This window comes from Synechococcus sp. R6-5 (assembly GCF_047461775.1).
Taxonomy (GTDB): Bacteria; Cyanobacteriota; Cyanobacteriia; order Thermostichales; family Thermostichaceae; genus Thermostichus.
Window position 1 is genome coordinate 1 of sequence record NZ_JANSHV010000099.1, and the last position, 10917, is coordinate 10917.

The 10917-nt window shown below is 56.6% G+C and carries 12 protein-coding genes; 4 read left to right on the forward strand and 8 right to left on the reverse strand.

Annotated elements, in window-relative coordinates; translation table 11 throughout:
- Positions 1–74: 74 nt before the first annotated feature.
- Complete coding sequence (locus tag NW818_RS05940; protein WP_414424073.1) at positions 75–1052, reverse strand: acetyl-CoA carboxylase carboxyltransferase subunit alpha; 978 nt, start codon at positions 1050–1052, stop codon at positions 75–77.
- A gap of 136 nt (positions 1053–1188) precedes the next feature.
- Here NW818_RS05940 and NW818_RS05945 point away from each other — a divergent pair, with 136 nt between their 5' ends.
- On the forward strand, positions 1189–1740 hold the full coding sequence (locus NW818_RS05945; RefSeq protein ID WP_414424074.1) for a hypothetical protein: 552 nt from the start codon (positions 1189–1191) through the stop codon (positions 1738–1740).
- Positions 1737–1928, forward strand: coding sequence for a hypothetical protein (locus NW818_RS05950; protein ID WP_414390461.1), 192 nt, complete (start codon positions 1737–1739; stop codon positions 1926–1928). Before NW818_RS05945 ends, NW818_RS05950 begins: the two co-directional genes overlap by 4 nt.
- A gap of 1 nt (position 1929) precedes the next feature.
- Here NW818_RS05950 and NW818_RS05955 read toward each other — a convergent pair whose 3' ends face one another.
- The 7 genes from NW818_RS05955 to NW818_RS05985 form a co-directional block, all read right to left on the reverse strand.
- A complete protein-coding gene (locus NW818_RS05955) occupies positions 1930–2433 on the reverse strand; it encodes a bis(5'-nucleosyl)-tetraphosphatase (protein WP_414383232.1) in 504 nt (167 codons plus the stop codon).
- 7 nt (positions 2434–2440) lie between these two features.
- Positions 2441–3676, reverse strand: a complete 1236-nt coding sequence (locus NW818_RS05960) for a hypothetical protein (RefSeq protein WP_414424075.1) — start codon at positions 3674–3676, stop codon at positions 2441–2443.
- 129 nt (positions 3677–3805) lie between these two features.
- Positions 3806–4018, reverse strand: a complete 213-nt coding sequence (locus NW818_RS05965) for a hypothetical protein (protein WP_238376814.1) — start codon at positions 4016–4018, stop codon at positions 3806–3808.
- A 46-nt stretch (positions 4019–4064) separates the two neighbouring features.
- The gene (locus tag NW818_RS05970; protein ID WP_414424076.1) at positions 4065–6239 is read right to left on the reverse strand and encodes an argonaute PAZ domain-containing protein; all 2175 of its coding nucleotides are present in this window, start codon (positions 6237–6239) and stop codon (positions 4065–4067) included.
- A gap of 64 nt (positions 6240–6303) precedes the next feature.
- A complete protein-coding gene (locus NW818_RS05975; RefSeq protein WP_414374281.1) occupies positions 6304–6780 on the reverse strand; it encodes a hypothetical protein in 477 nt (158 codons plus the stop codon).
- A gap of 64 nt (positions 6781–6844) precedes the next feature.
- Positions 6845–7864 (reverse strand): hypothetical protein, encoded by a 1020-nt coding sequence (locus NW818_RS05980; RefSeq protein WP_414424077.1) that lies wholly within the window; start codon positions 7862–7864, stop codon positions 6845–6847.
- 268 nt (positions 7865–8132) lie between these two features.
- Positions 8133–8744 carry a chromophore lyase CpcT/CpeT gene (locus NW818_RS05985; RefSeq protein ID WP_414424078.1) on the reverse strand — a complete coding sequence of 204 codons (612 nt, stop codon included), beginning with the start codon at positions 8742–8744 and terminating at the stop codon, positions 8133–8135.
- Between the two features lie 704 nt (positions 8745–9448).
- On the opposite strand from NW818_RS05985, the gene NW818_RS05990 reads away from it, so the two are divergent.
- Both NW818_RS05990 and NW818_RS05995 read left to right on the forward strand, forming a co-directional pair.
- On the forward strand, positions 9449–9967 hold the full coding sequence (locus NW818_RS05990) for a phycocyanin subunit beta (protein ID WP_011434282.1): 519 nt from the start codon (positions 9449–9451) through the stop codon (positions 9965–9967).
- 193 nt (positions 9968–10160) lie between these two features.
- Complete coding sequence (locus NW818_RS05995; RefSeq protein WP_011434281.1) at positions 10161–10643, forward strand: phycocyanin subunit alpha; 483 nt, start codon at positions 10161–10163, stop codon at positions 10641–10643.
- Positions 10644–10917 lie beyond the last annotated feature (274 nt).

Sequence of the window (10917 nt, forward strand, 5' to 3'; positions counted from 1 at the left end):
GTCCCGCTGGCGCGATCAATGGCCCAGGTGTCTCACCCTAATCTGAAACGACTATAAATCAGGGATGCATAAGTCTATTCAGAAAGCTCCAGAAACGCTCCCATGCGGCGAAACTTTTGGTAGCGCTCCTCGCGCAATTCTCGCCCGCTCAGGCTAGAAAGTTCCCTGAGATGCCTGAGAAGAGCCTCTTTGAGGGTTTGAGCAGCTTCCAAGGGCGCGCGGTGGGCGCCGCCAACCGGCTCCGGCAGGATCTCGTCGATCACCTCCAGTTGCAGCAGGTCTTGGGCGGTAATGCGCAGGGCTGCCGCCGCTTGGGGAGCCTTCTTGGCATCCTTCCAGAGAATAGCCGCGCAGCCTTCCGGCGAGATCACGGAGTAGACGGCGTGCTCGAACATCAGGATGCGGTTGCCCACCCCAATGGCCAATGCTCCGCCGGATCCCCCTTCGCCGATGACGGTGCAGATGATGGGGATCTCCAGCCGGAAAAGGGTCTGCAGGTTGGTGGCAATGGCCTCTCCTTGGCCCTCAGCTTCCGCCTTGACGCCTGGGTAAGCCCCCGGCGTGTCGATGAAGGTGAGCAGGGGCAGGCCGAAGCGGTGGGCATGTTCCATTAGCCGCATGGCTTTGCGGTAGCCGGCGGGATTGGGCATCCCAAAGTTGCGGTGGATGTTGTCTTTGGTGTCGCGACCCTTTTGGTGGCCCAGGATCATCACCGGCTGCTCCCCTAGCTTGGCCAACCCGCCCACAATGGCTGGATCGTCCTGGCCGTGGCGATCCCCGTGTAGCTCAAACCAGTCGTCACAGATGGTCTGTACGTAATCCAGGGTGGTGGGGCGGCGGGGGTGACGGGCCACTTGGAGCCGTTCTACTGGCGTGAGCTGGCTGAAGATCTCGCGGCGCAGCTCTTCGGCTTTGGCTTCCAATTGGCGAATCTGCTCAGAGGCATCGATGTCGTTTTCTTCTGCCAAGGCCCGAATTTCTTGAATTCGTTGCTCCAGGGCGGCAACAGGCTGCTCAAACTCCAGCAGCAGGCGGTCGGTGGACTTGGTCATGACCGGTTGGCTAAACTTCGGGGGCGTGCTGTGCCTGGCAAAGGCTGCACAGATTTGGGGATGGGACTTTGATCTTCTCACATGTGGATCCCGTAGGCTAGAGGGAGCAATCCCCCTACTGCCCAAGAGGGATCCCTTGTCTGCCTCTCTCCATTCCCCCTCTTCACCCCTTCCCCCCTGGCTGCGCTGGGGGGTGGTGGGATCCGTCGTCTTGGCTATCGGGGTGGGAGCCTTTTGGCAATACGGGCGGCCTGAGCGACAAATCCGCGTCCACACGGAGAGATTGCTGCGGGCGGTGGAGCAGCGCAACTGGGATCAGGTGGAGATGCTGGTCTCTGAGGCCTATAGCGATGGTTGGGGCCTGGATAAGCAGCGGGCGCTGGCCTACAGCCGCGAGATCTTCGGCCAATTTTTTCGCTTGCGCCTCCAACCCCAAGCGCTGCAGGTGCAGCTCGGCCCAGGGGATCCCAGTCGCCAAGGACGGGCCACCCTCTGGTTTGTGATCGAGGGCTCCGGCGGCCCCTTGGCCAACCTGACGCGGGATCAGGTGAACGCCTTGGAGCAACCCTTCCAATTGAATTGGCAGCGACGGGGTGGGGAGCCCTTTCGCTGGGAGCTAACCCGCGTGGAGAATCCAGAACTGCAACTGCCCCCTCTCCCTTCTCAAGAACAGGCAGGCCAGAGATGAGGGTCGAACACCAACAGGGGGAGCTGGCCTTCGGCTGGCGGGATCCACTGCACAATACCCCGTTGGCGGGCCTGAGCTGCATAGCGGCTGGGGAGGGCTGCAACTGGGAGGATGTCAGGCGGCGCAGGCTGCCGAGTGAGGGCGTTTCCCAGGTATTGGCCAAGTCGGATGGGCCGGGCCTGCCCTAGGTCAGACTCCAGTGGACTGACCTCCCCACAGCTCTTGCAGATAAGCCTGGCAGCGGCGCAGCAGTTGCCGACTCTCTTCAAAACTGATCTGCTCCAAGGCTTCGGGGTAGGAGCACCAGCGGTAGGCGGCCACCTCCTCTGGTTGCACCTGTAGCTCAGGGGGAGGAAATTGGGGCGGCAGCAAGGCCACGTAGTAGGTAACGGTTTTGGCCACTCGGTTCCCCTCTGGATCCGTAAAGGTGTAGGCTTCCTGCAGCGTCAAAGGGTCAGACTGGCCGGGCAGGGTCAGGAGCTGGTAGTCGGTCAAGCCGGTTTCCTCTCGCAATTCTCGCTGCGCCGCCTCCAGGTCGCTTTCGGAGCTATCCTTGTGCCCTTTTGGGAAAGCCCAATGCCCCTTCTGGTGCTGGATGAGCAGATACAAATGAGAAGAGCCCAGTCTGGGAGCTTCCTGGGCGGGTGGGTGGGGCAGGATGGGGATCACCCCATAGGCAGCATCTATCAGCATTGGGGAGCTAATCTCCAAAGAGTTTGATGGCTGGCGGCTTAGGAGCGAAGACCTCGTTGGGATCCACCTGCGGGCGCTCTACCCCCTGCAGGGGCGAGAGGGGGCGACCGGTGTCGAATTGGAAGAGATAGATGGGCAACTGGCCATTCCCCAGAGGCAAAAGAGCTAAAGTATCGATTTGGGTCAGGGCGTTGCGGCTGGTGGGTCGGGTTAGGTTGAAAGCAACGATTCGGTCTTCCAAGGAATTGTCCGGGCTGGAGCGCTGGCCCAGGCCAATGCTGAACTGCTGGTTGCCCTGCTCATCCACTCCCAAGGCCCGCACATCTCCCAACTCCGCTTGAGGAGCGCTCCCCGGCAGGCCGGCTACCACCGGCGGCGCATCCACCGGCGGCTGCGAAGGCAAAAAGCGCAACTGCGTCCCTTCTGGCAAAATGCGGTAGTCCTGGTAGTCATGCTGGATGGACAGGGATCCCCTGAACACGCGGCGGTTCAGGCCCTCCAGGGTCCAAAAGCCATAGCCCAAATTGATGCGGGTGCTCTCCGGCAGCCAGTAGCGCTCCCCTCCCTCGGGAGCTGGCACCGCCGTAAACCCCATCAGGACATAGGCCTGCCCCCACACCCCCGACAAAAACAGCAACACCTGCCGCGGCAGCCCCGACTGCGGATCCAGCCACAGCTCCCGCAACTGGCCTTCCTGAATGGGCTCTAGGCGCAAGTGCTGGACAGGGGATCCAGCCAAATCCACCCGTTCTGAGGAGAGGACGCGGTAGCGGCTGGGATCCGCCTTCAAGTAAAAGCTCACCGAGGGCAAGAGGGCTTCCGGTCGGCTCACATACACCGAGTACAGCTGCAGCAGATCCGACTGGTTCACCACTTCCAATTGGCGCGAATCCAAGAGGCGGATGCGATCCCCTTCGGCTACCCAAGCCTGCCAACTGCCGTCGCGGCGGTAGAGCACATCCAACGTGGCTGTGAAGGTTTGGGATCCCTCCACCCGCACCTGCTGGCGATATTGCAAGTTGGGCAAAGGGGGCAATTGCTCTAGAGCGGCGTTGTAGCGCTCCAGCCAAGCTTGGGGATCCTGCTTAGGGCTGGCAAGAGAAGAGGGAGCCGATTGGGCCACGGCTGGATCCCCTGACGGCAGACCGACCAGTCCCGTTGCCAGGAACACCACCCCGCCGAGATAGCCCCAGCCTCGAAGGGATCCCTGCCGCTTCCTAAATTGGGAGGGTTCAGGGAACATCAGCTCACCTCGCAACACCGCTCTTGCTGCCCTTCTTGTCGCTGCTTGTGCCCGGATCAGAGCGCTTCCCACACCTGAGAGAAAGCGTTCGGAAGGGATCCCTACTCTCTGCCCGCCGATTGAGTACGCCTATTCAATGGAAATGGATTGGGGGCCGTCGGAGCGACCCGAAGGCGGGGGCTCCTCCACCCTCAGCCCCTGGGACTCCAGCCAACTGCGCAAGGGATCCTGCTTCACATCCAAACGCAGCAGGCCGCTGAGAAAACCGCCACAGAACGGAACAGGATTGCTCAGAAAGGTCTTCCAGACCTCATTCATCTCCATAGCCGCAACACCAACCACCCCCCCAATCCTAGCAAGGCCGGCAGGTGGGGATCCCCTCCCTTGGCTAGACGGCAATCAACTTCTCTCGGTTTATGTTCTGCAGCACACTAAAAATGCTGTTGCCAATGCGCTGGAACTCTTTACTGCTTTTGTCGGCAAAGTGCAATACCCAAGGAAGCCTACAGGCTTGAAAACCACTGGCGGGATGAAGCTGGGAGAGATGGTAAGTTTGTATAGCCAGAACTTCCAAAGGAGTGTTGCCGTGTTCATGGACAACTCGCAGCGGTCTTGCGCTGCCAATTGGCACCGAGGACTTCTTAATGGGCTGGCTTGTTACGAGCATAAATGACCTTCGTTCATGGTCAAAAATGACAGTGCCCATTGCAGCGTCTCTATAGCTTACTTTTTCCTCTCTTCCCATTCTGACTGTGCCACTTTTGCGCACTCCAACAATATCCACAGCAATCTTTTCTTTTCTTAGTTCCTCAATTGTTTTATCAAATTCGCCTCTTTGAACTAAGCCATCCCTCATCAAAAGAACCTTTCTAGGGTATCGATGAAATTTGTTGTAGAATCTATTGACGAGCTTGGACACGGTTTGATAAATTGCCTCGCCGGAAAAAGTTTCTCCTCTTTGTATATCGGGCAACTCCCAGCCTAAGCTTTGACCATTGGCCAGTACCGCGAAGGCAGAGGTTCCGTAGTAAAGCTCTCGATTCGTCCCCACATCAAAACCAATGGTAAGCTCGGAGCACTCAGGATGATCGAGGGGTTCAAGCAACACGGGTTGCCACGCAGCTTTACACAGAAGTCCTAGTACGACATTTAGAGCTTTGTAGGGGTCAGCTCCAGGAATCATAAACTGAGTTGCTATTCCTGCTCGAAGTGCTTGCAAGCGGATCTTTTGCTTGTGCTCATTAGGCGACAAGGGCATGACAACCAGAACGGTTTTGATCCCTTTGTCGGCCCAGCTTTGCCAAAACCTCTGTTGAGCAAGGTCGCCTTCAGGCAAATCTTGACGGGTTGCGTAAAAGTCTATTTCAACTCTTGCTCCGCTCTTTTTAGCTACTTCAAGTAGGCACTTGCGAACCTCAGTAGGATACTCACGTTTATTATCGTCAAGATTTAGAAGTCCAAACTTTGTCTCGCCAACTCTTGCACATCCTTGGTACCTAACTCTGGCTGGGTTCTCGATTGCTTGATTGTTGCGACCCAGTAGTCTTGGCCTTGGCAGGATATAGCCCTCTATTTTCAGAGGCTGAATTCTCTCTTGAGCAATGGGAGATTTGTAGATTCTTCTTATGATAGTCTCTGCAACTTTTTTAGACCCTTGAAGTCTATATTCTAAACTTTTTCTAGAATGCTCGATGACCGAAGCACTGACTTTTTTACCAGGATTTCTAGCATCTTCTATGCTGGCCATCATCTCCAAAGTTAAGACAGGCGATAGCCTTCGAGACAGATGGGGAAAACACCCTCGACCTGAAGATACTTCGACTACCCAGGAGCTTTCCACTTCCTCTCTAGGTGCACTGTGCTTCTGCAAATGATACTCCGCTAGACTCATGTTCAGCTCTGGCAATTGAATCTCCCACGGCGACTGTTTGGAAAGGATACCCAGATATTCCCAAGTCTGGCGTTTATCGTATGTATTCTGGACCCACTGGATCGGGACATCTGGATAGTTCTCAAGCCACTCATGCAAGGTCCATGGCGTGTAGAAATGGTACTGAACATCTATCTCTATGTACAGCTCACTGTCCTGGTTGACAACAACATCTATTCTTCTTCCTTCGTGGATTTTCCAACCCTTTCCACAATCAACTTCTTCCTTCTTCCACCAAAGTAAGCTGCCTCCTGATGTTTCAACTTCGGTTTTCCCAGAGTACAAAGATTTGAGACACAGCCGTAGCCTCCTACGCTCAAAGCTTTCGAGGGCATCTTTTTCTTGGACATTGGTGCAGTTTAGAACTCTCTGTCCAATTTCCTCTAGTTCCCCGTCCTTTGTCTTAAGTTTATCGGGGTCAACCTTTTCCCGGGCTATAATGCAGCCCTCTAGAGGAACAGCCACTACACCCAGCTGATTACAAACCCTTGCGAGGGCTTTGTGCTCTTCCCCCGGAGCGGGGAGAGGGTTTGGCTTGCAATGGTATCCGTAGAAGGTGAGATCCTCCTGAGTTAGCCTCTTAACGAAGAAGCGATTAAGAGTAACCTCAACTTTCTTCTGGAGTAAATTCATTGGCAGACTCTAGTTTCAAGTTTCTCTCTAGGATCTCTAGGATAAGCTCTAATTCTCCTGCTCTTCACGAGGGATCTCCAAACAACCCTGGCGGAGCCAAATCTCTGCTGATCGCCTCCGCCTGAAACCGACCGCTCATGCCCACCACCTGCCACTCGGCGCTGCGATTTCCCTGGCGGAAGCGCAGCCGTCGGGCTCGCAACGGCACCACTTCTACAGCTTCTACCAGAAATTGTTGGTATTCGCCCAAATAGTCTCGGTAATCCGGGGGCAAGTCAGCGCTGCTGTTGATTTGAATCCAAAACACCCGTCCTGCTTCGTTGCCATAGGCGCGGATTTGTTCCTGGCCGCGGTATTGCTCCACCCCGCGCAGCCGCTGTCGTCCCACCTGCACAGACTCAGCCCACTCCGGCAAGGGATCCCCTAAGCTCACGGCCCACCCTGGCCCACCTAGCCCCAACCAACACAACAACAGCAGTCCCCAAACCCAAGGCCATCTGCGCGGCGTGCTGTTCCCGGTTTTCAAGGCTCGACCGAACATGGCAAGTTTTTCTCCGCAATTGAACCCAACGTTAACGTTTGGGATGGTTCAAAACAACTTTGTCTCAACGCACGCGAAAGCCGATCCGCCCGCCCTCAACATCGAAGGCAACGTCGATATTGAAAAACAGCGGCATGCCCAACAGTTGCACCCCCTGGTTGCCGTTGACGAAAATCCGATCTCGACTGGGCGTAATGGGAAAGCCAACTCGAATGCGATACTCGAAAGCTCCCGCCAATACCGCTCGCCACTCTGCCCCAGGGGGTAAGGTCGAGGTGGAGAAGGGAGCTGCCCCCAACAGCCTGACGTTGAGAAAAATGTCGGAAGAACCACTGTCAAAAACGGTGGGGCTGAGAGCATTTTGAATAGAAGTGTTGCTGATGCTGTAGGCCACTTGTAAAGCCTCATCCCGCCAGATGGGGGTGCCGTCGGGAAAGCTTCCCACCTGGGGAAACTGCCGGAAATTGAAGCCGACGGTGTTGGCAGCCGTTAGGCCAACCGTGAACAGGCCCTGGGTGGAGTTGAAGCCCCCCGTTTGAATAATGTACCCAGAGCGGAAATTGCCCGGAAGGCGGGTGAGCGGGCTAAACAGCTCCCGGTTGGGGCTGCGCTCATCCAAGGATGTGCCTAGGATCCCGGCGAAGGGCCGCCCTTCTCCAAACAAGTTCTCTGAACAACTGGCCACCAGGGCGTCCACACAGGTGATCCGGTCGATCAACTGAATCGTTACCGGCTCCCGACTGGGGATCCCTCCTATGCTGAAGGGGGCGCGGGCCAACACGCCGATAAATTGCGTGCCATCTCCAAACGTCACGGTGGAAGGGATCCCCGTCCGCTCCAGGCCAAAGCGACCTGCTGCTGTCGCTATGATGCGCAAACCTGCCGAGCCGGTATCCAGTAACACCTCAGCTCCGCTCCCGGCCACCCCCACTGTCAGGCCCAGGAGCTTGAAGCGGCTGTTGCCCAGGGTACGCACCGGCATGGGAATCGACTCGGTTCCCGGTTGAGGCGGGAGAGGGATCAACGCAGGGGGGGAAGCTGCAGATTCCCCCTGGCCAGAACATCCGGCACCGAGCAGCAGCAAGGCCAAGATCCCAACTAGGGCGATTGCCATTCCCCAAGGGCTGTGCCAAGCCCACCCAGACCGTGGCTCATCCTTTGGGCCCGACCTCGCCTGCATTGAATACCCACACTGAATTAAAAGGAGCCTAGCCCGGTTGCAACCGGTAAACAGCACGCTCAAACCTGGGGGATTTGGATCCCGGCCAAGGACAGTGTACACAAAGCTGGCTGAGGGAGAGTGCGCAATAGCGCTGTCAACTGTGGAGTTGTGGGGCTGGATGGGCTGCAGCCTACAGCATTAGCTCCGCCTGCCAATCGACCACTTTTTGGAAGCGAAAAGCGCCTGCCAGGGCTCCCCAAACCTGTCGGTGGGTGATGGGATCCATCCCTCGGTCATGGCTGCAAAACTCGCTCTCGCTCAGGTGCAAGGTGGTCTGCAAATAGGTGGCTTGGCCGTTGCGCACCACGCAACACCGGCACCCCGGCTCCGTCGCGCCGATGAAGAGGGATCCCTGCCTCTTCACCTGCACATCACACCCCTCTAGATAGGCTAGGTCGGCAGCCTGCAGTTGACTCAGTTGGTCTGCCCTCTCCCGAGCACAGCCCCGCCACCGCTGCGGCTCCAGAGGGCGGTAGTTGCGAATCAGGATCCCATCGCCCGCCTGAGTCAACTCCACCACCGCCTGCCGATAGGGATCCTCCAAATGGCCGCTGTAGGCTTGCTCCACATAAAAGCCGATCCCGCCCAAAACGTGGGCCGGCAAGGGGCGATAGGCCACTCGGATTTGGGCGAAAAACGGTGGATTTTCCCAGGCTTGCTCTTGGTTGCTGAAGTCTCCTGCCAACCAGCGCGCCATCTGCAGCAGCTCCGGGGAAGGAGTGCGATCCGACTCAATAGACATAAGCGGGCATCGAGAATTCTGTAAAGGTATGTACCTAAAGGTATGTACCGAAAATCTCCGGAGAGCAAGGGGAACCTTCTCAGATTTTGCCCCAACCTCAGGCCCGACCGAGGATTGCAGCAAGTGTTAAATTATGTATCCTTTATGAGAATGTTCGCTCCGATACTGAAAATGGATCCCTTGCAAGCTGCAAAGCCGCGATCGGGGCTGACATCTTTGTTCATGTTGTAAAGCTAGGCAAAGAAACATTCTCTTTTGTAAAAAACTACTCCCGCGAAGGACAGGGAGAACAGCCTGGGATCCGAGATGGGAAGCAGGTTGGAAACCGATCTAAGACCTTTTGCGCGAGGTAAAGCCGATTTACATTTTTTGATTTCATCGCTTCTTGCCTTCGCGGTAGAAAAAGACTGGAAACAAGGCGAGCCAGCTTCTCCTCGTCTGCCAGTTGAGGTTGCCAGCAGCGGCTGAGGCTTCTTGTCCAAGTCCGATCCCGTAGATGGTGGCCTGGCTCTGGGGGCGAGCTTCGCTTGCTCATCTTGGTTCTATCGGCTTTGATCCCGTCGGCGGTTCTGTGAGTTAAACAGCACCTCTCGGCACTGGGGATCCAAGCAGTGTTGCATTCCTGGCCGGCAGGTGCTCTCTTGTCCGCTGCAGGGAATGTGGATTCATAACCTCTTTTACTTTCGCTAGGGAGATTCAAAACCATGAACGATGTATTTGGCAAAGTTGTTGCCCAAGCTGACTCCAAAGGCGCTTTTTTGGGAGAGAACGAGTTTGCCGCTCTCCAGCAGGTAATTGCTGAGGGGAACAAGCGTTTGGATGCTGTGAACCGCCTCACCAGCAATGCCTCCAAGATCGTGACCGATGCCATCCGTCAGTTGTTTGCCGAGGAGCCCAATTTGAACGCTCCTGGTGGGCCTGCCTACCCCAGCCGCAATGTGGCTGCCTGTATGCGGGACATGGACATTATTCTCCGCTACATCACCTACGCCGTGGCAGCCGGAGATGCCAGTGTGCTGAACGAGCGCTGCTTGAACGGCCTGCGGGAAACCTATCAAGCCTTGGGCACCCCCGGTAGCTCGGTGGCCAACGGCATCCAAAAGATGAAAAAGGCTGCGGTGGCGGTGGTAAACGACCCCAACGGCATCACCCGGGGGGACTGCAGCGCTCTGATTGCCGAAATCGAATCCTACTTCGATCGCGCTGCTGCCGCTGTGGTTTGATCCCTTGTGGACTGAAGTTTCTGTTGTGTCCGGATCCAGTTGTGAAGACCTCTCTGGGATCTAAGACAACTCGGGTTGGCAGGGGATCCCTGGAAAAGTAACCTGTTTTGCAGCGATTTTGCAGTTGAGACTTTGAATCTTTTGCTTTGTTTTTTGCATTGAGCTTGAGTTAAGTAAAGGAGCGTTTTGAATCATGCAAACCCCAATTGTTGACGCCATCGCCACTGCCGACAGCCAAGGGCGCTACCTGAGCAACAGCGAATTGCAGGCCATCAATGGCCGTTTTCAGCGGGCTGCCGCCAGCATGGAAGCCGCTCGAGTTCTGAGCAGCCGTGCCGACGAGCTGGTGCGCGGTGCCACCGAAGCCGTTTACGCCAAGTTCCCCTACACCACCCAACCCGGTGGGCAGTGCCACACCCAAGCTGGCAAGGACAAGTGCGCCCGTGACGTGCGCCACTACCTGCGCTACATCACCTACTGCTTGGTAGCCGGTGGCACCGGTCCTCTGGACGAGTATCAGTTGGCCGGGATCCGCGAAATCAACGCCGCTTTTGAGCTCTCCCCCAGTTGGTTCATCGAAGCCCTGCGCTACATCAAAGCCAACCACGGCCTGACCGGGCAAGCGGCCACCGAAGCCAACACCTACATCGACTACGCCATCAACGCGCTCAGCTAAACCCTTGGCTTGGGATCCCTCTAAAAGGGCGACGCCGGCTAGCCAGTTGGCTCATCCCATAAACCAGGGGGGATGGCGAGGGAAAGTTGTTGAGGGCAACGGTGGTGAGCCTGCTACGTTGCGGAGAGATACGTTTGACCACGTGGGTTTGCGGATCAGTCTCCCCAATAGGAAGGCGCCACTGTTGCTCTTCTGCAGCTTGGGGCTGCCGATTTTTGATTTCTAATTTTAGTTTTCGATTTCTACAGTCGTTTCAGGCTAGGGTGAGACGCCT

What these genes read in the sequence shown, in the direction of transcription:
- NW818_RS05970 (WP_414424076.1), bottom strand. Translation starts at nt 6,239, where the DNA reads ATGAATTTACTCCAGAAGAAAGTTGAGGTTACTCTTAATCGCTTCTTC.
- NW818_RS05990 (WP_011434282.1), top strand. Translation starts at nt 9,449, where the DNA reads ATGAACGATGTATTTGGCAAAGTTGTTGCCCAAGCTGACTCCAAAGGC.
- NW818_RS05950 (WP_414390461.1), top strand. Translation starts at nt 1,737, where the DNA reads ATGAGGGTCGAACACCAACAGGGGGAGCTGGCCTTCGGCTGGCGGGAT.
- NW818_RS05995 (WP_011434281.1), top strand. Translation starts at nt 10,161, where the DNA reads ATGCAAACCCCAATTGTTGACGCCATCGCCACTGCCGACAGCCAAGGG.
- NW818_RS05985 (WP_414424078.1), bottom strand. Translation starts at nt 8,744, where the DNA reads ATGTCTATTGAGTCGGATCGCACTCCTTCCCCGGAGCTGCTGCAGATG.
- NW818_RS05960 (WP_414424075.1), bottom strand. Translation starts at nt 3,676, where the DNA reads ATGTTCCCTGAACCCTCCCAATTTAGGAAGCGGCAGGGATCCCTTCGA.
- NW818_RS05940 (WP_414424073.1), bottom strand. Translation starts at nt 1,052, where the DNA reads ATGACCAAGTCCACCGACCGCCTGCTGCTGGAGTTTGAGCAGCCTGTT.
- NW818_RS05955 (WP_414383232.1), bottom strand. Translation starts at nt 2,433, where the DNA reads ATGCTGATAGATGCTGCCTATGGGGTGATCCCCATCCTGCCCCACCCA.
- NW818_RS05975 (WP_414374281.1), bottom strand. Translation starts at nt 6,780, where the DNA reads ATGTTCGGTCGAGCCTTGAAAACCGGGAACAGCACGCCGCGCAGATGG.